Source organism: Cryobacterium lyxosi (assembly GCF_004403345.1).
In the GTDB taxonomy this organism is placed as follows: Bacteria; Actinomycetota; Actinomycetes; order Actinomycetales; family Microbacteriaceae; genus Cryobacterium; species Cryobacterium lyxosi.
This window is the reverse complement of sequence record NZ_SOGT01000015.1, coordinates 204,323-230,749: the sequence shown is the minus strand read 5'-3', so window position 1 is coordinate 230,749 and position 26,427 is coordinate 204,323. Positions and strand designations below refer to the sequence as shown.

At 62.3% G+C, this 26,427-nt stretch carries 25 protein-coding genes; 11 read left to right on the top strand and 14 right to left on the bottom strand.

The features are described 5' to 3' along the window. Positions 1 to 207: 207 nt before the first annotated feature. Complete coding sequence (locus tag E3T27_RS14555; protein ID WP_134573590.1) at positions 208 to 1,248, bottom strand: hypothetical protein; 1,041 nt, start codon at positions 1,246 to 1,248, stop codon at positions 208 to 210. Between the two features lie 292 nt (positions 1,249 to 1,540). Between E3T27_RS14555 and E3T27_RS14550 the strand changes: the two genes are divergently transcribed. Next, complete coding sequence (locus tag E3T27_RS14550) at positions 1,541 to 1,909, top strand: hypothetical protein (protein ID WP_134573588.1); 369 nt, start codon at positions 1,541 to 1,543, stop codon at positions 1,907 to 1,909. A 706-nt stretch (positions 1,910 to 2,615) separates the two neighbouring features. Here E3T27_RS14550 and katG read toward each other — a convergent pair. The 6 genes from katG to E3T27_RS17060 form a co-directional block, all read right to left on the bottom strand. Then, a complete protein-coding gene (katG, locus tag E3T27_RS14545) occupies positions 2,616 to 4,889 on the bottom strand; it encodes a catalase/peroxidase HPI (protein WP_206750169.1) in 2,274 nt (757 codons plus the stop codon). A gap of 1,480 nt (positions 4,890 to 6,369) precedes the next feature. After that, the gene (locus tag E3T27_RS14540) at positions 6,370 to 7,338 is read right to left on the bottom strand and encodes an NAD(P)H-quinone oxidoreductase (RefSeq protein WP_134573584.1); all 969 of its coding nucleotides are present in this window, start codon (positions 7,336 to 7,338) and stop codon (positions 6,370 to 6,372) included. Between the two features lie 5 nt (positions 7,339 to 7,343). Further along, positions 7,344 to 8,546: an MFS transporter gene (locus E3T27_RS14535; protein WP_134573582.1), complete on the bottom strand. Its 1,203-nt coding sequence runs from the start codon at positions 8,544 to 8,546 to the stop codon at positions 7,344 to 7,346. After that, positions 8,543 to 10,186 carry a tripartite tricarboxylate transporter permease gene (locus tag E3T27_RS14530; protein WP_134573580.1) on the bottom strand — a complete coding sequence of 548 codons (1,644 nt, stop codon included), beginning with the start codon at positions 10,184 to 10,186 and terminating at the stop codon, positions 8,543 to 8,545. Before E3T27_RS14530 ends, E3T27_RS14535 begins: the two co-directional genes overlap by 4 nt. A 6-nt stretch (positions 10,187 to 10,192) precedes the next feature. Beyond that, a complete protein-coding gene (locus tag E3T27_RS14525; RefSeq protein ID WP_134573578.1) occupies positions 10,193 to 10,741 on the bottom strand; it encodes a tripartite tricarboxylate transporter TctB family protein in 549 nt (182 codons plus the stop codon). 5 nt (positions 10,742 to 10,746) lie between these two features. After that, complete coding sequence (locus E3T27_RS17060; protein WP_241992265.1) at positions 10,747 to 11,076, bottom strand: tripartite tricarboxylate transporter substrate-binding protein; 330 nt, start codon at positions 11,074 to 11,076, stop codon at positions 10,747 to 10,749. Between E3T27_RS17060 and E3T27_RS17055 the strand changes: the two genes are divergently transcribed. Continuing rightward, positions 11,011 to 11,415 carry an NAD(P)/FAD-dependent oxidoreductase gene (locus E3T27_RS17055; RefSeq protein WP_241992264.1) on the top strand — a complete coding sequence of 135 codons (405 nt, stop codon included), beginning with the start codon at positions 11,011 to 11,013 and terminating at the stop codon, positions 11,413 to 11,415. The two genes, E3T27_RS17060 and E3T27_RS17055, sit on opposite strands and share 66 nt — an antisense overlap. Before the next feature lie 132 nt (positions 11,416 to 11,547). On the opposite strand, the gene E3T27_RS14515 is transcribed toward E3T27_RS17055, so the two are convergent. Continuing rightward, positions 11,548 to 12,489 (bottom strand): DMT family transporter, encoded by a 942-nt coding sequence (locus E3T27_RS14515; protein ID WP_134573576.1) that lies wholly within the window; start codon positions 12,487 to 12,489, stop codon positions 11,548 to 11,550. A 72-nt stretch (positions 12,490 to 12,561) separates the two neighbouring features. Here E3T27_RS14515 and E3T27_RS14510 point away from each other — a divergent pair, with 72 nt between their 5' ends. After that, positions 12,562 to 13,479: a LysR family transcriptional regulator gene (locus E3T27_RS14510; protein ID WP_134573575.1), complete on the top strand. Its 918-nt coding sequence runs from the start codon at positions 12,562 to 12,564 to the stop codon at positions 13,477 to 13,479. 400 nt (positions 13,480 to 13,879) lie between these two features. Here E3T27_RS14510 and E3T27_RS14505 read toward each other — a convergent pair whose 3' ends face one another. From E3T27_RS14505 to E3T27_RS14495, 3 genes are all read right to left on the bottom strand, one after another. Further along, on the bottom strand, positions 13,880 to 14,473 hold the full coding sequence (locus E3T27_RS14505; RefSeq protein WP_134573573.1) for an SGNH/GDSL hydrolase family protein: 594 nt from the start codon (positions 14,471 to 14,473) through the stop codon (positions 13,880 to 13,882). Position 14,474: 1 nt separating this feature from the next. Beyond that, positions 14,475 to 14,876 (bottom strand): gamma-glutamylcyclotransferase family protein, encoded by a 402-nt coding sequence (locus tag E3T27_RS14500; protein ID WP_198416540.1) that lies wholly within the window; start codon positions 14,874 to 14,876, stop codon positions 14,475 to 14,477. Positions 14,877 to 15,113: 237 nt separating this feature from the next. Beyond that, positions 15,114 to 15,578, bottom strand: a complete 465-nt coding sequence (locus E3T27_RS14495) for a GNAT family N-acetyltransferase (protein ID WP_134573571.1) — start codon at positions 15,576 to 15,578, stop codon at positions 15,114 to 15,116. A gap of 194 nt (positions 15,579 to 15,772) precedes the next feature. Between E3T27_RS14495 and E3T27_RS14490 the strand changes: the two genes are divergently transcribed. The 3 genes from E3T27_RS14490 to E3T27_RS14480 all read left to right on the top strand — a co-directional run bounded on the left by E3T27_RS14490 (position 15,773) and on the right by E3T27_RS14480 (position 18,506). After that, positions 15,773 to 16,159 carry a hypothetical protein gene (locus tag E3T27_RS14490; RefSeq protein WP_134573569.1) on the top strand — a complete coding sequence of 129 codons (387 nt, stop codon included), beginning with the start codon at positions 15,773 to 15,775 and terminating at the stop codon, positions 16,157 to 16,159. 546 nt (positions 16,160 to 16,705) lie between these two features. Beyond that, complete coding sequence (locus E3T27_RS14485; RefSeq protein WP_134573567.1) at positions 16,706 to 17,500, top strand: GNAT family N-acetyltransferase; 795 nt, start codon at positions 16,706 to 16,708, stop codon at positions 17,498 to 17,500. 148 nt (positions 17,501 to 17,648) lie between these two features. Continuing rightward, on the top strand, positions 17,649 to 18,506 hold the full coding sequence (locus tag E3T27_RS14480) for an alpha/beta fold hydrolase (protein WP_134573565.1): 858 nt from the start codon (positions 17,649 to 17,651) through the stop codon (positions 18,504 to 18,506). Positions 18,507 to 18,648: 142 nt separating this feature from the next. On the opposite strand, the gene E3T27_RS14475 is transcribed toward E3T27_RS14480, so the two are convergent. Further along, positions 18,649 to 19,371, bottom strand: coding sequence for an NAD(P)H-dependent oxidoreductase (locus E3T27_RS14475; protein ID WP_134573563.1), 723 nt, complete (start codon positions 19,369 to 19,371; stop codon positions 18,649 to 18,651). Positions 19,372 to 19,449: 78 nt separating this feature from the next. After that, a complete protein-coding gene (locus E3T27_RS14470) occupies positions 19,450 to 19,785 on the bottom strand; it encodes an ArsR/SmtB family transcription factor (RefSeq protein ID WP_134573561.1) in 336 nt (111 codons plus the stop codon). Positions 19,786 to 20,208: 423 nt separating this feature from the next. On the opposite strand from E3T27_RS14470, the gene E3T27_RS14465 reads away from it, so the two are divergent. The 5 genes from E3T27_RS14465 to E3T27_RS14445 all read left to right on the top strand — a co-directional run bounded on the left by E3T27_RS14465 (position 20,209) and on the right by E3T27_RS14445 (position 24,971). After that, a complete protein-coding gene (locus E3T27_RS14465; RefSeq protein WP_134573559.1) occupies positions 20,209 to 20,739 on the top strand; it encodes a winged helix-turn-helix domain-containing protein in 531 nt (176 codons plus the stop codon). Further along, positions 20,732 to 21,949 carry an MFS transporter gene (locus tag E3T27_RS14460; RefSeq protein ID WP_134573558.1) on the top strand — a complete coding sequence of 406 codons (1,218 nt, stop codon included), beginning with the start codon at positions 20,732 to 20,734 and terminating at the stop codon, positions 21,947 to 21,949. The genes E3T27_RS14465 and E3T27_RS14460 overlap by 8 nt, the downstream gene beginning before the upstream one ends. Before the next feature lie 195 nt (positions 21,950 to 22,144). Beyond that, a complete protein-coding gene (locus E3T27_RS14455; RefSeq protein ID WP_134573556.1) occupies positions 22,145 to 22,504 on the top strand; it encodes a PadR family transcriptional regulator in 360 nt (119 codons plus the stop codon). Beyond that, the gene (locus E3T27_RS14450; RefSeq protein WP_134573554.1) at positions 22,501 to 23,967 is read left to right on the top strand and encodes a hypothetical protein; all 1,467 of its coding nucleotides are present in this window, start codon (positions 22,501 to 22,503) and stop codon (positions 23,965 to 23,967) included. Before E3T27_RS14455 ends, E3T27_RS14450 begins: the two co-directional genes overlap by 4 nt. Next, positions 23,955 to 24,971: an acyltransferase family protein gene (locus tag E3T27_RS14445; RefSeq protein WP_134573552.1), complete on the top strand. Its 1,017-nt coding sequence runs from the start codon at positions 23,955 to 23,957 to the stop codon at positions 24,969 to 24,971. The genes E3T27_RS14450 and E3T27_RS14445 overlap by 13 nt, the downstream gene beginning before the upstream one ends. A 182-nt stretch (positions 24,972 to 25,153) precedes the next feature. Here E3T27_RS14445 and E3T27_RS14440 read toward each other — a convergent pair whose 3' ends face one another. After that, complete coding sequence (locus E3T27_RS14440) at positions 25,154 to 26,365, bottom strand: LCP family protein (protein ID WP_134573550.1); 1,212 nt, start codon at positions 26,363 to 26,365, stop codon at positions 25,154 to 25,156. Positions 26,366 to 26,427: the final 62 nt, after the last annotated feature.

Sequence of the window (26,427 nt, the reverse complement as noted above, 5' to 3'; positions counted from 1 at the left end):
ACGAATGTCTTCTGGGGCAGGCGTCGTACACGCGGTGGAGGCAGCGTATTAGTTTCCTCAGGGCTCCGAATCCCGCACGTTTGGCTCGCGGGAAGGTGGAAATTTGTTGCGCACGAAACCGCGAGCCCAAGCTGATCGATGGCTGGTCGCTGTTCCGACCTTTCGTATTCTCAGCGATCGATGCGTCGATGAGGTCGAGCAAGCTGCCTATTGGTCGGAAGGCACGTCATCGGTGTCGCGATGCCAACGACCGGTCTCGTCAACTCGGAGTCCGTACCCGTCGAGCACCTGCTTGATCGTGTAGAGATTGTTGCCTTCACGATATGACGAGAGAAGCTCTTCGCTTCGGCCGGTTATGTAGATCGCCAGTAGGCGTACGACCATTTGGTTGACCTCGCTTACGACGTAGGACTCGTCGTGGTCAGGGAATTCGCCCCGGTCAAAGTGTTTGACATCGTTGTAGTTGTTGGCAATAGCTCGCGACAGCCCGACGCGGTCGCGAATGCGCTCGGGCCACAGCACTGCCAGCGCGTCTAGGCATCTATAGACGTACGTCGCAGTCGTGGGTCTTGAGATGCGCCCTCGGCTCCACGTCACTCGTTCGCCGGCACATTCACCAAGGATGCCGCCGGCCGCTTCCATGCTCATCGAAGTTGAAATGACGACATCCTCGATGAACCTCCCAGGTCGACCCAACACGCTCACGCTAGGGAGAATGAAACGCTCCCAAGTCTCGTATTTTTCCGACCATGTCGCGAGTCCCTCGGCCCCGATCTGGGCCATGTGCGCGATCGGATGTCCTAGATCCTTCTTGGACGGAACTTCGGTGCGCCGCTCCTGGCAGGTGTGCCGACTGATGATCTCGGTTAGCGGATGCGCGTGGATACGCCCGTCCATCATCCGCGAGGCAAAAAGGTCATCGCGCAGCTTATGCTCGCGGAACGACAGTGGTCGCCCGAAGAGGAAGACCATCAGGTTCGCGACCTTGCGCTGTTCCACAAAGTGTTCCCAGAAGGGCGTCGGTCTCGAGCCGAAGGTGCTCTCGATATGCACGTTGTCGTCTACGATCGTCTTCCGGCCATACCCATCCTGCTCGGGCGAGTAATACCACCCCGCCCGAACGGTCATCGTTGCGTCGCCCTGCTGCCAGGTAATGCCGTCGTCTCGATGAAGCAGCAGCGTCACAGACTGGATGAGGTCCTCCTCATCAGTCTCCTGTCGCTGCTGACGGCTGACAAACGCGACCATTCATTCAACCCATCCAACCGACTTTGCATCTCGCTCATGACCAGCGGGTCAGCCAACGCGCCGTCGCGGTCACCGAGGACGGTAAGGGCGGGGCGATCCTACGGGGTCACCCTGAATGCCGTTGTGGGAATCACTACGGCCTACTGCGTCAATCCCGACGGCGCGCTTTCCTGCCCAGCCTGGGTGGACCGGGCTATTGGCACGGAAAAGCCGGCTTCGGCGTCTCGAACCTCTGAAACTCCAACAGTGACGACAACTTGGTCGTACGCACCCAAAGGTATCGACTCACAACATGACCGTTGACGTTGAACTGTTCCTGCGCACCATCCGGCAGCAGTTGCAGCAGACACCGCGAATAGCTCCGGAGAAAGATTGGGTGGCTGGCGGACAGGCCGCTGACGGTCGTGCCGTCGTTCTCTACACGGCGAAAGACGGAGGTGCGCTGCTAGGAAGAATCTGGAACCTGGACAGCTACGCTGTGCTTTTCGGTACTGAGGACGCAGCGAAACTGGCCCGCGCCGCTTACACGAGCGAGATATCAGAGCCGGAAGGACCCGCCGTGTTACGACAGGAGGGCTGGGCAGACGGACTAGTCGAGAATACCAACTCGATGCGGTGGCTCGGGCTGGTGCCAGACACTACCCCTGATTCCATCGTTTAGCTTTCGGCAGACAGCCTTACCTGATGGAGGTTTTTCGAATCCTCGCTAGCGATAAGGCTACGCCGTGGCTAAGCGAGTCGGTGAAGCACCAGGGACGAACTGATAGCCGTCGGGCGGCGCCGCATCCAAGCCCAGGGGCCTGTACCGGCAGGCTGAACGTGGTTCGCCCTGGTCAGCCAAATCAGCCTTCCAAGGCCAGTGTCTAGTTGCCGCGGCCGGCACAGATAACTTATTTGCAAATGTCTTAAAGAAGATTCGTCCTAAAAGAACGACGGCATGGGTCCACAGCTGGGTGGATAAATAGCGGTAAGAAGTGACCGTAAGCCGAACATCTACCGGTCACGCACATTCCTCAGCGGGACATGACCCCGGAAGGCTCAGGCCTTACGAGCCGCCACAGAGAACATCAGAGGCACCCTCGCGCGACCCGAGGCGACAGCAAATCCGGCCGGCGTCTCTACGAGTGGGGGCAACGGCTTCCGGGGCATAGCGGCCCGTCCACCCTCGCAGGCCGTCGAGGTGCGAGTGTGGTCGACCACGTGCTGCCCGCGGAGGTTCCTTGGCCGTCCCCAGCCTGATCAATCCGTGCAACGTTCGGCTCGCGGCCTCAAACGTCGTTCGGTCAAGGCATCGACGGCGTGGAGGCGCAGCGCGTGACCGCGCCGTGCCTCCACGCCGTCAGCTCGCCGGGACGCGACCTCCGGGGTCAGGCGGCCATCGCCCCATAACGCTTGTGGCCCTTGACGTCGTAGCGGTCGAGCATCATGACCTTCGACCAGACGCGGATGAACGCGCGGACGAACCGCTCTTGCCCGTCGCTGCCCGCGTAGGCGTCGGCGATCGACCGCAGTTGCGCGTTCGAGCCGAATACCAGGTCATTCCGGGAGGCCCTCCAGCGAGCCTCGCCGGTCGCCTGAACCCGACCAGTGAAGGTCATCGCGGTCTCGTCGTCCTTCGTCCAGATGAGGTCGGTGTCGGTCAGATTCACGAGGAAGTCGGTCGTCAGGGCTCCGACGTGATCCGTGAGCACACCCACGTCGGACCCGTCCCAGTTGCTGCCGAGCACGCGGAGCCCGGCGTGCAGGACGGTCCACTCCGGTGCGGTGAGAGTGAACAGGTTCGCCTTGTCGAGGAATGCCGCCTCGGGCGCGACCCCCGGAGCAAACTCTTCGAAGCGCTCGGACACGAAGTTGCGGAACCCGTCCGCAATGGGTCGCAGCCACTCGAACATCTCGATGTCGGTCAACTCCTGCGTCGTGTCGACACGGCCTGGCGTAAACGGCACGCTGGCGTCAGATCCTGCCGCCCGTGCCGCCTGCTCCACGGCGGCGCTGCCGGCGAGGACGATGAGGTCGGCGAGAGACACCTCCCGTCCGCCCGACGTCGCCGTGAAAGCCGCCTGCACGTTCCGCAGCGCGTCGATGACTGGGACGGTGCGTCGGTTGACCGGCCAGTCTTTCTGCGGCGACAAGGCCAGGCGGGCACCGTTCGCCCCTCCGCGCTTGTCGCTGTCGCGGTAGGTCGAGACGGCGGAGAACGCCGTGTACACGAGGTCGGACACGGACAGCCCGGTCGCGAGGACGGCTTCCTTGAGCGCTGCCACGTCGGCCTCGTCGAGTGAGGATCCTGCTGCGTCCGGAAGCGGGTCCTGCCAGAGCAGGTCGTCGGCGATGGTGACCTCCGGGCCGAGGTATCGGTGCTTCGGCCCCATGTCGCGGTGCGTGAGCTTGTACCAGGCCTTCGAGAACGCGAGGGTGAACAGATCGAAGTCGGCCAGGAAACGCTCGCATATGGCCCGATACTCCGGGTCGACCTTGAGTGCGATGTCCGAGGTCATCATCATGAGCGGGTACATCTGACCGGGTACGTGGGCGTCCGGAGTCTTCGGCGCCTCCGAGTCAGTCGGTGTCCACTGCAGCGCGCCGGCCGGGCTTTTCGTCTGCTCGTAGTCGTACGCGAACAGGTTCTCGAGGTAGGCGTTGTCCCACTGTGTCGGGTTCGGAGTCCAGCTGCCCTCGATGCCGTTGGTCGAAGTGTGCTCGGCACTGCCGGTACCCACCGGGTTGTGCCAACCGAGCCCCATCGACTCGATCGGGGCTTTCTCGGGTGATGGTCCGATGTCGGATGCGGGTACCTGGCCGTGGCTCTTACCGAACGCGTGGCCACCGGCGATCAATGCCACTGTTTCCTCGTCGTTCATCGCCATCCGCGTGAACGTGATGCGAATGTCGCGTGCTGAGCCCAGCGGGTCGCCGTTCGAATAGGGCCCCTCCGGGTTGACGTAGATGAGCGCCTGGTGCGACGCGGCCAGGGGGCTCTGCAAGTCGTAGCCGGCGTCGCCGTTCTGACCATGCCAGCGTTCGTCGCGGCTCACCATCTCGTCAGGGCTCGCGACCGCGTGCGGGTTCCAGACCTCCGGGCCCCACCAGGTGCCGTCGTCCGGTTCCCACGCATCGAGTCGTCCACCACCGAAGCCGTACGTCGGCAGGCCCATCAACTCGAGGGAGCAGTTGCCGGTCAAGACCATCAGGTCGGCCCACGACAGAGCGTTGCCGTACTGGTGCTTGATCGGCTGTAGGAGTCGTCGTGATTTGTCGGTGTTGGCGTTGTCCCACCAGCTTCCGATTGGTGCGAACCGCTGCATCGCGGCGCCCGCTCCGCCACGGCCGTCGGCAATTCGGTACGTGCCGGCGGCATGCCACGCCATTCGGATCATCTGTGGACCGTAGTTGCCGTAGTCCGCCGGCCACCAGTCGACCGATGTGGTGAGCAGTCGCTTGATGTCCGACTTGAGCGTCGTGAGGTCGATCGTGGCGAAAGCCGCCGCGTAGTCGAAGTCCGCGCCGAGCGGGTCGGCGTCTACGCCGTTCCGGTGGAGAAGCTCAACCCGAAGACGCTGCGGGTACCAACTGTCCAGGGTCGGCGACTGACCGAAGGCGCCACCGAGGTGGTCGCCACCTGCTGGCAGCGCACCGCTCATGTGGAAACTGCATGTGTTGGTCTGGTCGTCAGTGCCCATTGATGCTCCCTGTGTGCTTTAGCTGGATGAGAAACGGTGTCGTCGGGGTCACAATATAACGATTAGCCAACGCATCGCAGCGGCGTCAATCTGTGGTGCAGCGATGCTCCGACGCTGCTGTGAGGCGGTGCGTCGCGGGCTGCCGACGTGACGGGAAGCCCGATAGAGAGATCGTATTCCCGCAAGGTGCGCGTGGCCTGTCAAGAAAGTGACTGACTTCTAGACGGCGGTGGTGCGGTGGCCGAGCGCACGACGGCCAAACCAAACAAAGCCCTGCGCCGATTGCTGCGGTGCGGGCGGTGCGAAGCCCGGTGAAACCGACGCCGGAGGATGGGGGCTGTCGAGAGCTTGATTTCCGCGAATCGTGTTCCGCTCGCGGTGACCTGGGAGCACCCCCGCCAGAGGCTCCTAGTGGGGAACGGTTATCGGGGCAGCTCATCAGTCAGGTCGAAGTTCATTTGAATACGCCGGCCGTACCCAAGTCCTCGCTGTTGCTCTGCCGCTGACAGATCACGAAGAAAATCAGAATCGGGATCACGCTCGATGAAACCACAGCTCAAGTGGAAGGGCCCATTCCCTGGAACGTCCGTGAACGTTCGCAAGGTAACCCGTTTGCATCCGCGCAGTCGTGATTCGCTCTTGACTGCCTCGACGAGCGCGCCCATGCCCGCGGTGTGCCGCCGACGGCATGACCGACAGCTGCTCGAGATGACTGCTGCCAGGGACTTCGAGGACAAGGACAAACCCGATCATCGGGTCCGATCCCGGATTTTCGCTGGCTACGAGGATGAAGCCACGGTGGATATTTTCGAATAAACAGTGGATAAACAATGGGTGCATCAAGTCACATCTCAAGAATGCGGTCGGGAAACACCTGATCATGCGGAATTCGACTATCGTGTCTCAGACTTGAACCCAGAACCGACGCGAAATACGCCGATTTAGACCTATTCATGGGCGCACGAAAAGTCTGATCAACGGCGGTTTTAGAGAGATGCCCGAGATTTGAACCCGGGACCGAAGTTCTCATCATCAGATCTCGACGACTTCGACCGAATTAAAACCCTGATCAGATCAAAATTACAGTAGGGCGGCCGGGACTTGAACCCGGGACCGACGGACTGCGCCGGGGCTCTTTTGGACCAGACCAAGCGCGGACTGACACCTCGGTTAATCTCGACTTATCTCGATCTGATCAGGACCTTCTTGTGTGAGATGTCGTCACCATTATCTCAACACCTCGGGTCATCTCGGTGGGTCGCGAGGCAATAAACGTTGAATATACGTATGCGCGTCAAGTCTTCCTTAGCCTAGCCTTGCCTTGCCTTGCCTTGCCTTGCCTTGCCTTGCCTTGCCCTTGCCTTGCCTTGCCTTGCACGTGTACCACCCAAGGGGTAAGCGTCATCTGAGGAGGGCGGCGTCACTTCTGACGACCGGCGCGTTAGTGCACGAGCAGGATCTTGCCGCCGGGCGCTTGCTCCGAGCCCATCAGCTCGTGCGCGCGCTCGACCTCTGCGAATGGCAGTGTCGCACCGATCACCGGCCGCACGGAGCCGGCGGCGATGAGGGCCCAGACGTGATCGCGCACCTGCGAGATCACCGCTTCCTTGGAGCCGCGGCCACCCACGCGCGGTCGCGCCCGTAGCGTCATCGCGCGCAGCGTGACTCGGCGCTGCATAAGCCTGCGCAGGTCGACATCCGCCGTCGTGCCGCCCTGCACGGCGATCACCGTGAGCGTCCCGTCGAGCGCGAGCGCATCAACATTCCGACTCAGGTAATCGGCACCGATGACGTCGAGGATGTACTCCGCGCCGACCCCGTCGGTGGCCGCGAGAACCGCATCAACGAAATCCTCGTCGCGGTAGTCAATCGTAAACTCAGCCCCGAGCGAGCGGCAGAGCTCGTGACTGCGGGCGCTGGCGGTAACAGCGACTCGGTAGCCACGAGCACGAAGCAGCTGTATGGCCATGGTGCCTATGCCGCCGCTACCCCCGTGCACGAGGGCAAGCCCGCCCGCCCCTGGTTCGGGCGCGTCGCGCAGGGCGCTCCAAACCGTGCAGACAGCCTCGGGCAGAGCCGCCGCCGCCTCGAGCGAGACCGCATCAGGAACCGGCAGGAGCTGCGTCACCGGCACCGCGACACGCTCGGCGTATCCGCCGCCCGCGAGCAGCGCGCACACCCGGCCTCCCACGGCCAAGCCCTCGACGTCGTCTCCAAGTTTGACGATCGTTCCTGAGCACTCTAGCCCTAAGACGTTCGACTCCCCCGCGGGCGACGGATACCTGCCCGCCCGCTGCATGAGGTCTGCACGGTTCACAGCCGTCGCGGCGATCTCCACGATCACCTCACCCGCCGCCACCGGCTCCGCCGCATCTTCCCACGTCAACGGTCCGCCTACTTCGAACTGCATCGCCTTCACGCCCTGCTCCCTTGCCCACTTAAACCCATCCTGGTCGCCCACGCCCGGCTGGCGGCGATGCCGCCTGCCGCGATCACGAGCGTTGTCGACAACCCGACAACGCCGGCCCATCCGTATCGGTCGTACAACACGCCACCAAACCATCCCCGCACGGCAGCGCCTGTGAGCCAGCTCAGCTGGTAGAGCGCCGTCGACTGCACACGCCCGCGGCCAGCTTCCAACCCCGAGAGCGTGCTGGACATCGGGTGCGCCATGAACGTGCCGACCGTGAGCAGCGTGATTCCGACTAGCAGTATCTCTACGCTCGCAGAAAGCATCGGAAGTGCCGAGACCGCGACGGAAGCACCACCGCACATGACGACGAACCACGGCGGGACGCGCGAGGCCAACTCACCGGCCACGCGCGCGCTCAATGCGCCCACAAAGTACACGAGGAAGAACAGGCTTGCCAGCGCGGCCGGTACCGAGAACGGCTCGCGGGTGAGGTGGAAGCCGAGGTAGTTGTAGACAGCGGTGAACGAGCCCATGATCAGGAATCCCTGCACATAGATCGAGGCGGTCGTCCAGCGCGAGAGGTGATGACCGACGTGCCCCAGCGCCGAGCGGAACGATGCGGGACGGCTGATGCGCTCCTCTAATCCGCGTGGCAGGAGGGCCAAGAAGAGCACGCAGGCGACAACTCCGAGCGCCGCGACCATGAGCAGACCGATCCGCCAGTGCAGCAATTCGCTCACCGGGCCGGCGATCAGGCGGACGGTGACTCCACCGACGGTATTGCCAGTGATGTATACGGCAGCAGCAGTCGGCACGCGGTGCCGCGGCAGCACCTCGACCAGCAGCGCCATGGCGACAGCCTGAATGCCGCCGAGCGCGATCCCTGTGATGCCTCGCATTGCGATCAGCAGCTCGAAAGTTGGCGCCAAGGGCGCGGCAAGCGCCGAAACGGTGGTGGCGATCAGGCTGATACGCATGACCACCGTGAGACCGATGCGATCCGACAGCCAGGCCCACGCCAGCACTGACAAGGCGATACCGGTGGTCGTCGCCGAGATCGCGAGGGCCGCGGTGGCGCTGGTTATCTCGAGGTCGCGAGCGAGGCTCGGCAGGATCGCCTGCGCGTCGAACAGCTGCGAGAAGGTCGCGAACCCAGAGACGAAGAGCGCTGCGACGAGCCGGCGCTCCCGACGGTCCGGTCTCACTGCTTCGACGTGCTGTCCGCGTGCTCACCCTCGCCCGTCGCGGTGTAGGCGGCCGCGTCGGCCGATGCGTCCGTGGTCGTCCTCGTCTTCGCGTCGCGCCTGCTGCGGACGAGCTCGATCAGACCGGTGACTGGGGGGATGTTACGGGCCTGCTCAAGGACCGACGGGCGACCCTTCGTAAATCTGCGGATCGTAGCGAAGGCGATGCCGACGGCGATCAGCGTGTATATCGTGATGGCGATAGGGTCACTGATGAAGACGGTGAAGTCTCCACCGGAGATGAGAAGCGACTGCCGCACCGAGGCCTCAAGTATCGGGCCGAGGACGAACGCTAGCACCAGGGGGCCGGGGTCGAATCCGGTGCGCTTCATGAGCCAACCGAGGATGCCGAAGCCCAGCACGAGCCAGATGTCGAAGGGATCGTTGGCGATCGAGTATGTGCCGATCAGTACGATCGCGATGGCGAAGGTGACGAGGATACCCATCGGCACCCGCAGCAGCTGCACGAACACGCCCACCATCGGCATGTTGAGGATGAGCAGCATCGTGTTGCCGATCACCATCGACGCCACGACGCCCCAGAAGATCTCAGGGTGATTCGGGATGAGGCTGGGGCCGGGCGTGATGCCCTGAATGAGCAGCGCGCCGAAGATGAGCGCGAGCACCACGTTCGACGGTATTCCGAGCACCAGCAGCGGCACGAAGGCCGAGGTGGAGGATGCGTTATTGGCGGTCTCCGGACCGGCGACCCCCTCGATGGCGCCCTTGCCGAATCTCTCGGGATGCTTCGCGACGCGCTTCTCGAGCGCATAAGAGGCGAGCGAGGAGAGCACGCCACCACCACCGGGCAGGATTCCGATGAAGAACCCCAGAAGTGAGCCACGCACGATCGGCATCGCCGACCGCTTCGCGTCGTCGCGCGTCGGCATGATCTTCGTGACCTTCTTGGCAATCTTGTTAAGGTGACCGCCCTGCTCGAGGTTGTGCAGGATCTCACCGACCCCGAACAGACCCATCGCGATGGCGACGAAGTCGAAGCCGTCAAGCAGCGATGCCGAGCCGAAGTTGAAACGCGGCATGCCGCTGATCTGATCCTGGCCGACCGTCGCGAGCAGGAGCCCGACTGCCGCCATCACGAGCGCCTTCCATGACGAGCCCATGCCCAACGAGGTCACTAGCAACAGGCCGAGCACCATCAGCGCCACCATCGCCACGGGGCCGAAAGCGAGCGCGGCATCAGCAAGCATCGGGGCGAAGATTGCCAGCCCGATCACTGAGACGATGCCGCCGATGAACGATCCGATCGCCGCGATGCCCAACGCGGGGCCAGCTCGACCTTGCTTGGCCATCTGGTAGCCGTCGAACGTCGTGACGACCGACGCAGCCTCGCCCGGCATGCGCAGCAGCACGGAGGTGATGGTGCCGCCGTACATTGACCCGTAATAGATGCCGGCGAGCATGATGATGGCGGTGGCAGGGTCGAGCGCGTAGGTCAGCGGGAGTAGCAGGGCGATCGTGGCGGTTGGGCCGAGGCCGGGCAGAACGCCAATCGCGGTGCCGATCACAACCCCGACGAAGACGTAGAGAAGGTTAATCGGGTCGAGCGCGACTCCGAAGCCGATAAACAGGCCATCTAGCATGGCGGATCACATCCAAGACGTAAGTGGGGTCATGAGCAGGTCCCGGGGCATCGGGACGCCGAGCACGACGTCGAATAGCATGAAAAGGGCGATGCCACCGCCGACGGCGAGCAGGCCTCCCTGCAACCAGCGCATCTGGCCGAACATACGCAGCCAAAGGAGCATCAGCAGGATTGCGGACACTGTGAAGCCCAGGAGGGTGAACAGCACGGCGAAGACGACGAGCGAGGCAATGGCGATGAGCGTACGCACCGATTCGGTGCCCCACGGCTCGTAGTCCTCGAGGGTGTCGGTGATCGCCACCACCGCGGTTGCGCCGAGCATGAGCACTGCGCCGACGAACGGCCACAGCCCCGGCCCCGGCCGGGTGCCCGTGCCGAGCCCGTAGCCGATGCTCAGGACAATCGCGCCGACGCCGACCGCCGCGAGCACGGCGACCGCCGCCCAGCGGGCGATCCCTCGCCCGCGGATGCCCTCGAGGGGCTGGACGGGGTCGGATGTGTTGTGCTCAGTTAAGGTTCCAGTGTCGTGCTCGGTGCGGACAACGTCGGTCATTGCGTTCAGCTGCCCAGGATTCGGGTGTAGACCTTCTCGGCCTCGGACAGGAAGCCGTCGAACTCCTCACCGGTCTGGTACTCAGGAAGTATGTAGTTCTCGCCGATCGCGCTGACGGTCTCCGGGTTGGTGAGACACTCCTCGAGAGCGTCGGAGAGCGTTGCGACGACATCATCGGGCATGCCTGCCGGGGCAGCCAGCGCGTAGATCGTGACGGCCAGCGTGAGGTCGTCGTAGCCGAGCTCGACCAGCGTCGGCGTGTCGGGCAGGTGCGCCTGGCGCTCCGGCGACGAGACGGCCAGCGCTGTGAAATCGTCGTGACGGCTGCCGGCCACCTGTCCGATCCAAAGCTTCCGAACATCACCGGGCTGGAGAAGTTCGAGCGCCCGATGTTTCACTCGGCGCGGTGGGACCACTCGTTCAAGCGGGAGGGCAAAAGCATCGGCGTTATTGGGTCCGGCGCATCCGGCATCCAGATCGTGCCGGAGCTCGCGAAGACCGCTGGGCAGCTGACGGTCTTCCAGCGCTCTGCACCGTACATTAGCGATGGTCGCCTGGTTGCGATCACACGGAGTCCGCCGCCTCACAGCGCACATTCATCCCGATCATCAGGCCTCCATGAAGGTGGCGCAAAATCAAGCCCTACACCCGACCTCATCGAAGAAGGATGGTGAAACTCGCTGGGAATCCCAGCGACCATAGAGCGCCCGTAGGGGTTCCCTGGCTGGGACTGGAACGCGCGCTGGATGACGCGGATGTGCCGATCGCGGACTAGCGTTTCAGACAGTTCCCGCTGCTCGTCCCCTTCATTTTGTAGTCGACACTCGTGACTCTTGGCGGTCGGGTGGGTTGACGTTGAGGCGGTGCCTTTGCTCGATGGAGCGGCCCCACGTTGTTCCGGCGAGGATAAGGGCGATACCGAAATATCCGGCGGGTGCCACGCTGTCGTGAGCGATCGTGATCCCGACGATTGTGGCCCAGATTGGCTCGGTTCCGAGGAGGAGGCTGACTCTGGATGGCGATGTGCGCCGGACCGCCCAGGTTTGTACTAGGAAGGCGAAGACTGTGCAGGCGAGTACGAGGTAGAGGAAGAGGACTGTACGTCCGGCGTCGAGTTGCGCAAGGAAGTGCGGGATCGAGTCGCCGTAGAACAGTGACGTCGCCGAGAAGAGTATCGCGCAGGTGGCCAGTTGCACCGTGGTGAGGTGAAGCGAGTCCATCGGTCTGTTGATCGTGACTTTGAACATCGTGGTGACGTGGACGGCGCGAACGATTGCCGCAATAAGGATGAGTAGGTCGCCAAGGCTCGGAGTTTGGAATGCGCCGTTGCTGGCGAGAAGTGCGACTCCGGTGATGGCAATCATGGCGGCGAAGAAAAACCTGCCGGGCAGCCGTCGACCGGATACCGCGGAATCAAGAATTGGGGTGAAGACGATCGTCAGGCTGATTATGAGTCCGGCATTCGTGGCTGACGTATGGACTATCCCGAAAGTTTCGAAGGCAAACACAGCAGCCAACACAATCCCGAGGATCACCCCCACCCGCAGCTCTGCTGCGGTCACACGGTTCCGCCTCGCGGCCACGATTGCCGCCATGATGGCAGCGGCGAGCATCATGCGTAGCGCGAGGAGTGCCACCACGGAATTTGGCGTGACCAATTCTTTGGCCACGAGGTACGTCGAACCCCACGAGGCGGCGACCAGGAGTAGGAGCAGGTCGACACGGAATCGGCTGAGTAGAACAGTCATTCCTCCATCGTCCGGTTCGACTTTACGTAAGACAAGACAGGAGTTTCGTGTCGGATGGCTTAGTTTGAACTTATGGAACTAGGTCAGCTTCGCGCATTGAGAGAGTTGGGCGACCGCGGCAGTATTGCCGCCGTCGCTGCGGCGCTCTACGTCACGCCGTCGTCGGTCTCGCAACAGATCACCGCCTTGCAACGTCACTCAGCCGTCCCATTGACGTTCAAGAACGGACGGCGGACGGCACTCACCGATGCCGGGCGCGCCCTAGCGTTGGCAGCGATCGATGTGGAAGTGGCGCTCGAACGCGCCGGACAGGCAGTAGCACGCTTCCAAAACGACCGGCTGGGCATCGTTTCAGTGGCAGCCTTCCACAGCGCGGGCCTGGCGGTCTTCGGTCCGCTGATCACCACGTTGAACAGCCCCGATCAACCTGACGTCCGGCTGAGCGATTTCGACGTGGCCCAGGAAAATTTCCCCCCTCTCACGGCCGAACATGATCTCGTCCTCGCGCACCGGCTGGTCGGCAGCCCGTCATGGCCAGGGTCCGTGCGTGTGGAACCTCTCCTGTTCGAGCCTCTGGACATTGCCGTCCGGCGCGATCACCGACTAGCAGCGAAAGTTGCGATCGAACCCGCGGATCTCCACGACGAGGCATGGGTGGCAGTGCAGGAAGGCTTCCCGCTCGAGCAAGCTATCACCGTGATTGCGGGCATCGGCGGCAGCGAAGCACGCATCCTGCACCGGATCAACGAGTTCCTCGTTGCTGCCGCTGTTGTCGAAGCAAGCGGCTGCATCGCCCTGATGCCGCGGTACACAACCGACATCCACGACCACCCGGACCTCGTCCTGCGTCCGCTCGCCCATCCCGGGCTGGGCCGGCACATCGACTGCCTCGCTCGACCCGAAACACTTGAGCGAAACAACGTGAAGGCAGTCCTATCGCGGATCAGGACGATCGCCATGAGCCTCACCCGGCGACCGCCTACCGTGTAGCCGGATACGTCTTCAACCTCAGGCGTCCCGTAGAGGGTTCCCCGTGCGGTCATTGCTTCGAGAGTGGGTGGGGAGTCATACCATGTGGGCCGGAGACCACGTCGACCAGTTTGATTTAGCGCTCAAAAAGTCCAGTTTCTGGGGCGCGTCGACGCCGGCGCCGAAGGAATCCATGCTTGCGTCGGGCTGTCGGGGCGGTCTTCATTGCGCAGCGTGATGATGTTCTCACGCAGGTCCGATTGCACCGGCGGGCCCCGCCACCAGCTCACTATTTCATGCGGACAGCAAAGGTCTGTGCCGGGATGGTGCGCTCAGTGCGCATGCGCGCTCACATTCACGAGGGAACCCTCGGCTGCCTCCAAGGCGCCCTGGCTGTCCATTCCACGACCGCAAATTGTGCTCAGACCAGTTTCTGGCGGACGGCATTGTAGATCGCTTGATGGCCGGTGGTGTCGGGGTGTAACCCATCAACGAACCGGTCGGGGTGGCCGTCAAACAGGCTCCACAGGTCTACCCGCGATACTGCCAATTGTTTGCAGATCTCCGCAAGTCGCCTTTCAAGGTCCAGTGCCGGACCGGTGTCGAAAAAGTCTCCAAAGATGGGCATAGTGCGGGAAGTGTCAGGCTTCATTAGACCGACGGCGAGAACCTCGCTTCCGAGCGATCTGATGCCCTCAATATTGGAAGCGAAGAGATCGGCAGAGTGCTCTAGCGTCAACGGGTAGGGCCCCGATCGTGACCCCACGCGTCGAGCATCATTGATGCCATAGGCCAATATGACGAGGTCGGGGCTTCGAAACGGAACCTCCGACTGTACGATCCGGCGCACTTCAACTGACCCAATGCCCGGTATCGACAGATTGAAGTAGCGGTTGCTCGCTGGATCCTGCGAGACATGCTCCCGCTGTAACAGTCCACTCCAACCGATGCCGTGCTGATCTCCCCGTCCGTAAGCAATGCTGTCGCCGACGAGTACGATCCGATGGGCACGCACGTTAACGGCTGTCGTCCATCAGCTTGGTTGAACTACCGGACGTTGAGGGCGAATCTTCGTTTGGATCTTGGGCGTCCGCGTAAACCCACGCCTGCGTTCCTGACTCGAGGGTCAGCATCACGCGTGCATAGTCTCCGACCTCGTACGCATCGGCGGCAGAGAGTTCCTCGTCCGAGAGCTCAAACACTTCGCCCGCCACGAACGCGCTCGACTCTCCAGAGAACCGGAGGATCGGATGAGAATCCGTGCCGCTTATTGCAATTACGGCAGGATCAGTGATCTGCAGGTATGCCAGCTCGAATCCGGGAAGTCGGTCGTGCGTGCCTGTGAACGTCCGACCGAAATTTGAGAGCTGTACTTCCGCAAACTGAAGCGTCCCATACGAAAAAAGCCGTTGCACCACGAATAGACCCCTGACGATATTGGTTGACTTGCGATATCCGAAATCACGCTATCAGCTAGCCAACACAGTGATGGGTGCAAGACCTCTTTTAAGAGGCCCCGAAACAGAGGCCCGAAAATTAAGGCGCGTCGGCGAAGCGGCGGCGGGCCGCGAGCATCCGAGCGAGACGGCGGCGTCCTCCCAGCCGCATCAAGTCATGCGTTTTGCAGAGTCGAGGAAGACAGCGATGGTGTGCTGTCATAGTGCCCCGGGCGCAAGATCATACGTAACCCACTTTGTGGACGTGGCGGTCAAATCATAGAGACGGCGGGCCCGAGCGTTGTTTTCTGCCGTGATCCAGCGAACGACTGAGCGTCCTTCGCGTTCGGCCAGCGCGGAGAGTTCGCTCAGTAGCGCGCGCCCGACGCCGGCTCCCCGAGCGCTCGTGTCCGTGAACAGATCGTCGAGGTAGATACCCACGCTTCCCGTTGACGGACGAGAAAATCGACGATAGTGCGCGAGCCCCACGAGTCGATCCCCGGAGGTGGCGACGAAGGCATTGACTTCATTCGAGTCGTCATTGATCCAGGTCCAGACGCGCTCAACGATGCTGTCATCGGGAGACAGCTCGTAGAAGTCTCGATAGCCCCGATAGAGCTCAGCCCACTGGGACGAGTCTGCGGTTTGGACCGCGCGGATAGAGACCGAATCGTTTGTAATCATCGTCCCAGAGTATCTGCGCGCGTTCCGTTCACTCCTCCGTTTCCATTCGGGCTCTTCCGGCCACGCCTGCATCGTCGGCAGGCCCAGGGGTACGGGCGCCCGGTTGAATTCGCCTTCCCCTTGCGGATCCGTGACAAGGCGAAGGTGGGCAGGAATTGCAATAGAGTCGGCGCAGGATGAAAAGCAGGATGGCAATGACGCGGTCTATCGGCATTTCTCTGATCGTGGTCGGTATTATCGCTGCTCTCTGCGTAGTCGCGTTGGCTTGGCTATCCGCCACGTACGGCGGACTCGATTACAAGTGCCTCGTGGAAGGACCACGGCGGGCGTCCGCCCCTTTCGCGGTCACGTCGGAAGCCATGCGGGTGCATGGATCTTTCTCCTGGTGGCCGTTGGGGCGAGCCTGCAACTGGCAGCGTGCAGACGGTCAAAGCTTTGTAATGGCCGGCCCTGGCTGGACCACCACGATCACATTCCTCTTGTGTGCCGCCGTTGCATCCGTTGGCGGACTCCTCATCGCCATCGGAAATGCGCGCACGCGCTCGTTGGCCGCAGCGGGACACCAAGGCATTCGCGGCTAAGCGTCCCGCAAGACGTTCGGCTTGCGGGCAGACCGCGCAGAACATCGACTAAAGCAGATTTTCCCAACGAGGCGCCTGTGCACCAGCGTGCTTGCGTGGGGAAGTTCCTAACTATTTGCGCTGCTGGTTAGGAATGTTTGATATGTCTGACGCAAACCACAAGTGCCGCAACGAGAAGCGCCAGTGACGCCAACCAGAACAGCCAGACCGTTCCGTGGAAGACTTCGAAGCGCGCGGAGGCAGGAAGTGCAGCGGCGAGCAACACCAAAGTCACGATGGCTACGCGGCTACGTCTCGAAGTTCGCCGATTGTCTCTCATGAAGCCATCTTCGAACGCGACGCCGCTACTGTCCAATTGACGGTTCCGGAAATGACACGAGAACACAAACTTTGTTTTAGACACCTCAACGCCTGAATGCGAAATCGTCTGGGCATTCGTCCCGCAGAGGGTTCCCCTACGGACGGCACTGGCCGAGGCCAGTAGATGACTCGCCTCGGCACACCGGCCCCATGTCATCAAGTTCCCTGGCCGATAGGCTGCTGTGGATGACAACGAACTCTCAGATGCTCGATGCGTATGATTCTCAGCTGCGGCTAGTGGTTCCGTTAGTTCCACCGCTTGGGCAGGAGTTCCATAGCGATGGCTTCGTTCTTCGAGTGACGGGGCAGCATCGCGGGTTTGTTGAAACGGCGCAGACGCTCGATGTTGAGGGTGACGCGCTGGACCTGCTGATCCACAAACATCGAGACTTCTTCGCCGCCTCGGGTGAGTCGGTTGAGTGGAAGACCCGGGCTCACGACGTTCCGGCGGACATCCCCAGACGGCTGTTGCGTGCTGGCTTTGTTCCAGAGGACCTCGAAGTGGTGATGGTCGGTGACGTGCAGGACATGGCCATCGACCCGCTCCTGCCCGATGGTGTTGAGCTTCGGATTGTTCACGCGCGCGAAGATTTGGATTTGATTGCGGAGATGGAGTCCGAGGTCTGGGGCGAGGATTTCGCGTGGCTCGCCAAGGACCTTCAAGGCCGGAGAGCGGCTGAGCCGGGCAATGTCGTCGTTCTCGTCGCGGAAGCCGCGGGTCGTGTCGTTTCAGCCGCCTGGCTCGTATTCAAGGACGGGACAGACTTCGCTGGATTGTGGGGCGGATCTACGCTGGTCGAGTGGCGCGGGCAAGGAATCTACAAAGCGCTTGTGGCGCGGCGAGCACAGATCGCGCAGAATCGAGGCGTGAAATATCTCCAAGTGGATGCCTCGGAGGACAGCGAGTCTATCCTCCGCAGACTCGGGTTTATCGCGATCACAACCACGACACCGTACGTCTGGACCCCGCCGCTCACTTAGCACCCTGCCGGTGGCCTAGCCCCGACCCTGATGCCGTTTGCCGCAGCGTGGAGCATGGACGGTGGCGTTCAACAGTTAGACGACGAGCGTTTTCGTTGACGTCGGGTGCGAACAATATGGGTGGCTCGGGTGCCTGTAGCGTCGAGCTATGCCCCGCTACGAAAGCTCTGACGGTTTCGCGCTTCACTACGATGACGTTCCGTGCGCTGGTGGCGCGTTTCCGGTCATTCTCCTGGCTGGAGGCGCGGCCCGCCACTCTAGCTACCTGGGCGACCTGGCCGGGCTCAGCGATAATCACCGCCTGATCGTGCCTCATCTGCGCGGCGTCGGTCTAACCAAAGCGCCCAGTTCGGCGGAGCGCGGGTCGTGGTGGAGTCAAGCTGACGACCTGGAGCAGCTCCGCGTTCATCTCGCCCTGGAGAGCGTCGTGCTGGTCGCCCACTCGGCCGGAACGAGGCTAGCCATCGCGTACGCCGCACAATTTCCGCACCACGTTGCCGCATTGGTGCTGATCACCCCGCCGGCAGCGTACTTGGTTGATGAGCCGACGGATGCTGACACTCTCATCGCGAAACGGCGCGGAGACTCCGATTTCGACGCGGCACTATTGGCGTTGCACGCCGGGCCGCAAACATCCGATGACGATGCTTTCAACGCCTGGCAGCAGAACTCGGCAGCCGTTGGCTACGCCAACTGGGGTGAAACGGAACGATCGCACGCCAAGATCGGACGTTGGAGCCTGGCCGCCGCGACGGCATACTTCAGTGTCGCGCCACCACACGACCTCGCGACACGGCTGGGCGAGATGACGGCCCCTGTGCTGGTTATTGCCGGGACCGAGGACTGCCTGGTCGGCCTTGCACCCGTGAGGGCGCTGGCACGTTTGTTCCCCTCGGGAGCCTCCGCGACGATCGAAGAGTGCGGACACTATCCGTGGGTTGAGCAGCCAGCAGCATTCCGGCAGGTCATCGATACGTTCATCGATAAAGCGGTCAAGTCCACTTAGAGACCGCGCCCCTGTCCCGCAGAGGGTTCGCCTTACGGAACTTCTGCGGAGGGCTTCGCGCATCGTGACCCCAGTTTCTTTCGCTCAAGGACGCCAATTTCCGGAGCTCCGACGGTTTCGGGTCGTGCATTTTGGCGTCTCTTTAGGGATTTTGAGGTGGGGCCGGTGTGGTGAGCGGTAGCGCGGCTCGTGTGGCAATTCGTTCGAACGCCTCATGAATTGCCGAGAGCGCGGCTTTACGATTATCGGCGTCGAGGTGAGCTGGCCCGTACGTGACGATCGGTTCCAGAACGTCGTAGCCGACGAAGCGAAGCATTCCGAAATGTATGTGGAATAGGTGCGTGTCGAGGACGCCGAATCGGCGGCCCTCACCGAACGAGGCCAGCGAACCGCCGGTGGTGATGAGCAAGACGGCTTTGTGACCTGCAAGGGCAGCCTGGTCGAAGAGTCCGTGATCGCCTCCGAAAACGGCTCCCATGACAAAGACTCGATCAATCCAGCCCTTAAGAATGGCGGGGAGGGAGAACCACCAGAGGGGGAACGACAGTACGAGGAGATCGGCATCTAGTAGCGCGTCGAGGTCTGCACGAACTTCAAGCGCGAGAGTTCCAGCGTTTGCTGCGGCCATTTGTTCGGCCTGCGGCTTGAAGTATGTCGAGGCCGACGGGAACTCTGAGTGATCAAGCACGGGTGACCAGCCGTTCTCGTACAAATATATAGTTTTGACGTCGTAGCCCTGGTCCTGCAGGGATGATCTTGCAGACCGCATCTGCGCATTACTAAATGAATTAGGTTCGGGATGAGCGTGCACTATCAAGGCTGTTGGTTTCGCAGTGTGCTCGGCTGCGTCCGGGGGCAAGTTCATATGCGCATCGTATCGTCATATCGGATAATAACGATATGGCGAAAGACGCGAGTAAGCGGTAATCAACTTTCCCGGGCGTTACAGGTCTCGCCCCAAGGAATTCACGAGCTTTTCAATGTGCGTCTCATCTCGCCGGTAGTGCGTCCACTTGCCGATCCGGGTTGACGTGACGAGGCCAGCTCGTTCGAGTACAGCCATGTAGGCCGAGATGGTGGACTGCGCCAGCCCGGCTTTCGCTTGAATGTGACTCACGCACACGCCGACCTCAACGCGGTCAGCAATCGGCTCGTAGTCGGCGAAATTGACTTCAGGATTCTTCAACCATTGAAGTATTCGGAGTCGAATCGGATTACCCAGGGCCTTGAAAACCTCAACCAAGTTTTCATCTGGGGTGGGACCCGGATCCGACTGCATATACTTCCGTCCAACGTGTCGTCATTCCTCGATATCTCGCTCTGAGCATACATATTCAGCATGAGATTTCTCCGGCAGATACCGAACGATTCCATCGCGATGAAATTGCCATCGCAGTCGAGGAGGATCGCCTCCGTCGTTACAACTGCAAGAAGCTTCCAATGACTCTGGCAACGCTCATCAAAACACCACACTGACCACTTTTCGCCGACGCGCCATTTGTCCCGCAAGAGGTTCCTCTCCGGGCGCGACGCTCGGTGCCGGCGGACAGGCCGTTTCGATCCAAACGTGAGTCCGATCATCGTCAGGTTTTAGGGCACTTCAGCTCGGACGGTGCCGTGAGCTGCGTCGGCATTTGCTCCGGACAGGTGACCGCAAAAGAACAATTTGGAGGTTGGGTGTTGTTTGGCATATCGTTTGGGCATGCCGGATCTTGATGGCCTCCGGGCCGTAGCTCACCCGTTGCGCCTGCGTTTGCTTTCGCTTCTGACTGCAGAGGCTCTCAGCGCTACGGAGGCGGCGAGGGTCTTGGGCGAGAGCCAAGCGAACGTGAGTTATCACCTGCGTCGTTTGGCTCAGTCGGGACTCGTGCAGCTGGTCGAGGAGGCGAATATTCGTGGCGGGACCGCCAAGCGCTACCGACACGACTCCGCGAGCGGCGAAGCGCTCGGTTCGGGACGCGTCGACGAACACCAGGCTCTGATGGGTTCCCTCGCCGCAGAGCTGATCGCTCGAAGCGCGCGTTATCTGTCAGAATCCGAATTCGTGTTCACCGAGGCGGAGGTCACCGTCTCCCGCGAGGCATGGGAACGTATCCGCGACATGTCACGCGAGATCGGAAAACTCATCCACGATGAGGCCGTGCCCTCCGCCACACCAGAAGGCATCCGGATGAGTGCCACCCTCGCATTGTTCGAAGTCGTAAACCACGACACCATCCGCGCACATGAGTAGCGGCTACCTCGAGGTACTGCGCACGACCGGCGCGCTCAGGGTCTTTGTCCCCGCGCTCGTCGGGCGACTCTCATTTGCCATGGTGACCTTAGTGCTGCTCTTCGCGGTACAAGAGAGCACGGATTCTTTCGCGGTCGCCGGCGCGGCTACGGGGGCTTTCGGGCTCGCGAACGTGATAGCTTCACCGTACCGCGCACGATTCGTCGACCGGCGCGGACAGCGGTTCGCACTCAACTCGCTAGCCATCGCCTTCGCGGTCGGCCTCGGCGGTATTGCTGCGCTGACAGCCCAGCCCGACCCTTCGTCCGGGGCGCTCGTTGCATTGGCGGCCATCGTCGGGATGTTCCCGCCACCGCTCGGCGCCTCGATGCGTGTGCTCTGGGGTTCGCTGACCGCGCCGGGAGCGCTGCGGACGAAGGCGTACAGCATCGATGCGGTCTGTGAGGAATTGCTGTTCACGACGGGGCCATTGATCGCGGCGGCCATTCTCAGTGCGGCGTCGCCGCCGGTCGGACTGCTCGCTACTGCCGCGGTGGCGCTGGCCGGGACCGTCGGCATGACAAGCAGCTCGCTTTCGCGACAGCTTGTTGCCGTCACCGTTTCCCCCAAGAAGAGTTCACGGCCATTACGACAGACCGGGTTCGTCGCAGTGCTGACCGCGCTACTCGGCGTGGGTGTCGTACTCGGGACCGTGGAGGTGGTCGCACCCGCAGTCGCCGACAGCGAAGGATCGGTCGCCCTGGCCGGCATCCTTCTCGCCTCTTTCGCAGCGGGAAGCGCAGTCGGAGGCCTGCTCTACGGCCAGCGAACCTGGAGGAGCTCGCTCGTAAAACGACTTCTCACCTTGGCCACAGTCATGACCGCGCTGTGCGCACTGCTCACCACAATTGAGTTTGTCGTGATCCTCGGCTTCGGACTCGCTGCGGTGGGCTTCTTCCTCGCCCCGTCGCTCGTGACCGGCTACTTACTCGCTGACGACCTCACCGCTACAGAGGTGCGCACCGAGGCATCGAGCTGGATCAACGCGGCAGTCAACGCTGGTGCCGCCGTTGCCGCCGTCATGGTGGGGTTCGCCATGGACGCCATAGAGCCCCGTCTGGGATTCATCATCGGCGCCGCGGTGTCCTTCATCCTCCTGATAGCCGCAACCGTGCCGATACTCAGAAACTCCAAACCCGCGCCCGTCGTAAATCAATTGCAATCGGCGTAGATGAAACGAGACGCCCAGCACCGCGATGGTGAGTGCCCGCAGAGGGTTCCCCTTACGAAAAGCGAGCCGAGGGTCGCCTTGTAGTGTCTTCGCACCTGTTGCTGGTTAGCGACGATCTTGTGAGCGGTGTCGTGAAGATCAACGCATGAACGCTCGCACATTGATATGTATCGGTAACTGATGTATGTTGATGTCATGTCTTCTGCCGCCCTTCATGAGCCCACATTTCTGATCCTTGCGGCTCTAGCGGAGGGCCGGAAACATGGTTACGGCCTGATCGCTGAGGCGGAGACGTTGTCGGGCGGTCGAGTGACCCTGCGTGTCGCTACTTTGTACACGGCACTGGATCGATTGCGGAAGGAGGGTCTTATCGCCCCTGCGGGGGAGGAAGTCATCGAGGGCCGGCTGCGTCGATATTACGAACTGACACATGATGGCGCTGCGACCCTGACTCAGGAGATCGCTCGGATGGAGCAGCTTGCTGCTCGGGCGACTATCCGCCTCCGGCACCGGCCTGGTTTCGCCTTCGGCTGGGGTGGCGGAGCCTGGGCATGAGTTACCCCGTGACGGTGGAGCCACTCGGGCCGACGACCCGGTTGGCGATCCGGCTTTTCCCCGAGTGGTGGCGGGAGCAGTACGGAGCTGAAGTGGTTGACACGCTCGTCGAGGTGCGCCAGCGACGGCACGGGGACCTGCTGGAGGATTTTCATCTCGGCAGCCGGGGTCTCTGGCTGCGAGCTCGAACGTCGCCCAGTTTTTGGGGTGGCCTGGTCCTGCTGATCGTGATGCTGTGGGCATCGGGGCAGGGGCCGAACGCGTTTTTGGTGGAGCGCTATTGGCCTGCGGTCCTGACGGCGGGTGGATCGTCGGCACCGTTTGCACTCCCGCTGGCGGCGGCAATCGCCGCCATGACAGGGCACCAGCACGGCCGGCGAGCCGCTTCAGGCGTTGGGCCGCGGAGGCTCGTAGCCAGGGCTGCATGGGCGATGGCGCCGGTGCTGGCCAGTCTGCTGCTCGGTTACCTGATGGTTGTTCTTTTGAGCCTTCTCGTTTCTGGCCTCCCCGCGACGGGATTGCCGAGCGCACTGATCGTTCCGCTGGCGTTTGCCGGTCTTGCACTTGGTGCGGTGGCCGTAGGTTTCGCTCTCGGTGCCGTGTTGCGCCCGGTGCTGGCGGTTCCTGTCGCGGGCGTGCTGCTGTACGCGTGGTACTCGGCGCCCCTCGATGGTGTTGTGCTGGCGTGGCGCAATGTGACCGGCGCCGGCCTGACGCAGTGCTGCCTCTGGGTCGATGTCGTCCCGCATCCGCAGGCTCAGCTCATCGCCATCGCCGGTGGCGCAGCACTCGCCGCAATCTCCCTGCTGTTGGTCGCCGTACGCCCCGGCGCGCGAAGGTCGGTGTCGTTCGCTGGCGTGGCAGTGACAATCGTGGCGATACTCGTGGCGGTCTCACCGTCCGTTCCTGCCCTGGGTCAAGCCAGTCAGGTCGCACGGGACCTCACCGAATTGCAATGCGAGGGCACATCCCCGCAAGTGTGCCTCTGGCCTGAGCAGGATGCCGAGTACGGACCTGCGATCCGTCCCGTCGTGACCGAGGCTTTTCACCGTGGAGTCGCTGCCGGCCTCCCAATGCGAGCGGCCGTTACCCCGTATGTCAGCGGCCTGAGCGATGGGCAGGAACACGGGTCCCCGATCAATGCGGTCTCCATGCGTTTAGGCGACTCGGACGCTGCGATCCTCGCCAGCTACGGACAAGCGGTGTACACCTCCGAAAGCTGCGTAGTGCCAGGTGCCGTTGACGGCCCCACGTTTGGGCGGGAACAGGGCGTGCAATATGCCATCGCCCTGCTCCTGGGTGCGGAACCGGAAGCCGCGCTCCCGCGCATGGAGCACTCCGTCGAGCTGCGTCTCCCCGCCATCGCCTATACGCCCGCCGAGGTTCAAGACCTCATCGGCGTCCACAACATCACAGAAGCGCGCACCACAGTGAACAACTGGCTCGCCTCATGCGGCAGCTAAGACTTCTCGCGGCTGTTGCCGTGGTCGTCGGGCACGGGTACGTCCTGAACGGTATAACGCCGGCACCACGCGTGGGCGGGATCCCTCTCCACACCCTCGGGCTGTATATCTTTTTCACGATCAGCGGGTACCTGATCACGTCGAGTTGGAACCGCTGGCCCAACATTCCGTCCTTCGTGCGCAATCGAGCATTACGCATCCTGCCCGCCCTCGCGGCGGTCGTGCTCCTCACAGTCGTCGTCATCGGGCCGCTCGCAACCGACCTCACCCTGCGCGAATACCTGAGTACCTCGCAGACCTGGCTCTACCTCTCCGGTGTGCTGCTCGTCCCCCAGTACGAACTCCCCGGTGTCTTCGACTCCCACGTCTCGCCGGCCATGAACGGGTCCCTGTGGACGCTGGGCATCGAAGCCTGCTGCTACCTCGCGACGGCGCTTCTCGGCATCGCGCTGCGGAGATTCGCTTGGATCGGAACCCTCGTCCTCGGCGTGGTAGCCATCGCTCTCGCACTGCAACCCGCTGGAAGCTCGCTGGAATCGCTGCGTCCGGCCGGAGCGGTGTGCTCCTACTTCGCGATCGGCGCCCTCGCCTGCCACCTCCGCGTGGATCGTCGGCATTTCCCGACCGTGCTCATCGTGGGCCTCGCCATCGGGTGGGTTCTGCTCGGCGAATTCAACGCACCGGTCGCAACGACCGCTGCGTGGCTTGTCGTACCCGCGACCGTCCTTGCCATTGCACTGCGCTCTCGAGAATCGAGCTCTGGCGTCGACTTGTCCTACGGCGTCTACTTGTGGGGATATCCAATCCAGCAGCTGGTCATCCAAGTGAATCCAGATCTTCCGGTCACGTTCTCGGTGGCATTGACGATCGTCTTCACTCTGGCGGTCGCGACTCTCTCCTGGCATTATCTCGAAGCGCCGGCCCTCGGTTTGAAACGCTCAGCAAGACCCGAACCCACACAACGCCTTCAATCGAAATCTGCACTCGGCGCCACCACGGCGTGAGCATGCCCGATTTAACGACCATCACATCCGGTCGCCAGGCAACATCTGTCCCTTGAACTGCATGACCCGTCCCGTAGACGGTTCGGCTTACGGGACGTCATACGGGGAGGACAAGGCATTGTTCGTGGCGGACCGGAAATACCTACGCCTATTTCGTCCGTTTTATAGTGCGGTGTGATCTGTTACCCGGTGGAGGCTTGGGCGCACGAGTCATCCTGCGCTGTTTGACCGGTGAGTCCGTCCAACGCTTGAACGGTCGGCTGTGGGGTGGGGACGACGCTTTCGCTCGGAGCCGGCGTTGACGTTTCGACCGGCACCGGTGCATCCGGTGTTGGTGCCGGTGTTGGCGTTGTCCCCGGAAGAGTGAAGGGCTCATCGGCGGCGAGTTTGGTGAACATGTCGGCGGCCACCGCTTTCAGGGGAACGACCTTGCCGGGGAAGTTGGAGTCTCCGGTCGTGCCGGGATATTGCACGAACAGCAACCGATCCAGGTCGATGTCTTGGAGGGCCAGGGCCATGGACACCATGGTGTCGATGTTGGCGAGGGACGTCGACAGCTTAATATTGGTGGCCGCAGCGTTGGCGAGGTTGATCAGGGTCGGAATGCTCGTGAGTGTTCCGTTGCCCTGAACCGTGCGCATGAGTGAGGCCATGTAGATCTGTTGTGAGGAAATTCGTGCCAGGTCGCTTTGGTCGCCGACGCCGTGGCGGCTGCGCAGAAATGCCAGTGCGGTGTCCCCGGCGACGACGCTCGTGCCCGCGGGCAGATACAGGCCTGCGGAGTCGTCGTTGATGGGTGCAGTCAGGCAGATGGGCACTCCGCCGACGGCGTCGCTCATTTGCACGACCCCGTTGAACGAGATGAGTCCGGCGTACGGGATGGTGAGTCCCGTCAGCTCGGACACGGTCTTGACCACACACGGTAGCCCGCCACGCGACATGGCCTCATTGATGGGGCGTGCGGCCATCGCCGAAAACTCGGCTCCGGTCGTGACGTCGGTGCACTCGGGGTGCGCCACGATGAGGTCGCGTGGGATGCTCACGACGACAGCGTTGCTGTGGTTTGCGGACACGTGCACGAGAATGTTCACATCGTTGAGGGTGCCGTCGCGGTCGCCGTAGGCCGCGCTCTGAGTTGCGTCGTTGTCGACGCCGACCATGAGAATGTTGAAGCCGTTTTCGTAGCTTTCGAGCTGTGGGACGGGCGCTGCCGTGTCGCCAGCGGTGATGTCGATGGCGTTGTCGTCGACCGTCTTGCTGAAGTTCCACACCGCCACAGCGCCTACGGCTGAGGTGCTGACCACGGCAACGGTCAGCACGGCCGCCACTAGCTTGAGGGCGGTGGCGTACGGATTCGAGCGTTTTAATCGCCCATGACGCGCGATCCCGACCATCCGTTTGCTTCGCCTGCTCGCGTCGACCACACAGCCCCGTCCCCTGGCGTCCGATCTATGAC

Bases quoted from the DNA above. Each gene is read 5' to 3' on its own strand.
- E3T27_RS14555 (WP_134573590.1), bottom strand. From the start codon at position 1,248: ATGGTCGCGTTTGTCAGCCGTCAGCAGCGACAGGAGACTGATGAGGAG.
- E3T27_RS14550 (WP_134573588.1), top strand. From the start codon at position 1,541: ATGACCGTTGACGTTGAACTGTTCCTGCGCACCATCCGGCAGCAGTTG.
- katG (WP_206750169.1), bottom strand. From the start codon at position 4,889: ATGAGCGGTGCGCTGCCAGCAGGTGGCGACCACCTCGGTGGCGCCTTC.
- E3T27_RS14540 (WP_134573584.1), bottom strand. From the start codon at position 7,338: ATGCAGTTCGAAGTAGGCGGACCGTTGACGTGGGAAGATGCGGCGGAG.
- E3T27_RS14530 (WP_134573580.1), bottom strand. From the start codon at position 10,186: ATGCTAGATGGCCTGTTTATCGGCTTCGGAGTCGCGCTCGACCCGATT.
- E3T27_RS14525 (WP_134573578.1), bottom strand. From the start codon at position 10,741: ATGACCGACGTTGTCCGCACCGAGCACGACACTGGAACCTTAACTGAG.
- E3T27_RS14515 (WP_134573576.1), bottom strand. From the start codon at position 12,489: ATGACTGTTCTACTCAGCCGATTCCGTGTCGACCTGCTCCTACTCCTG.
- E3T27_RS14510 (WP_134573575.1), top strand. From the start codon at position 12,562: ATGGAACTAGGTCAGCTTCGCGCATTGAGAGAGTTGGGCGACCGCGGC.
- E3T27_RS14495 (WP_134573571.1), bottom strand. From the start codon at position 15,578: ATGATTACAAACGATTCGGTCTCTATCCGCGCGGTCCAAACCGCAGAC.
- E3T27_RS14490 (WP_134573569.1), top strand. From the start codon at position 15,773: ATGACGCGGTCTATCGGCATTTCTCTGATCGTGGTCGGTATTATCGCT.
- E3T27_RS14485 (WP_134573567.1), top strand. From the start codon at position 16,706: ATGACAACGAACTCTCAGATGCTCGATGCGTATGATTCTCAGCTGCGG.
- E3T27_RS14480 (WP_134573565.1), top strand. From the start codon at position 17,649: ATGCCCCGCTACGAAAGCTCTGACGGTTTCGCGCTTCACTACGATGAC.
- E3T27_RS14475 (WP_134573563.1), bottom strand. From the start codon at position 19,371: ATGAACTTGCCCCCGGACGCAGCCGAGCACACTGCGAAACCAACAGCC.
- E3T27_RS14470 (WP_134573561.1), bottom strand. From the start codon at position 19,785: ATGCAGTCGGATCCGGGTCCCACCCCAGATGAAAACTTGGTTGAGGTT.
- E3T27_RS14465 (WP_134573559.1), top strand. From the start codon at position 20,209: ATGCCGGATCTTGATGGCCTCCGGGCCGTAGCTCACCCGTTGCGCCTG.
- E3T27_RS14460 (WP_134573558.1), top strand. From the start codon at position 20,732: ATGAGTAGCGGCTACCTCGAGGTACTGCGCACGACCGGCGCGCTCAGG.
- E3T27_RS14455 (WP_134573556.1), top strand. From the start codon at position 22,145: ATGTCTTCTGCCGCCCTTCATGAGCCCACATTTCTGATCCTTGCGGCT.
- E3T27_RS14450 (WP_134573554.1), top strand. From the start codon at position 22,501: ATGAGTTACCCCGTGACGGTGGAGCCACTCGGGCCGACGACCCGGTTG.
- E3T27_RS14445 (WP_134573552.1), top strand. From the start codon at position 23,955: ATGCGGCAGCTAAGACTTCTCGCGGCTGTTGCCGTGGTCGTCGGGCAC.
- E3T27_RS14440 (WP_134573550.1), bottom strand. From the start codon at position 26,365: ATGGTCGGGATCGCGCGTCATGGGCGATTAAAACGCTCGAATCCGTAC.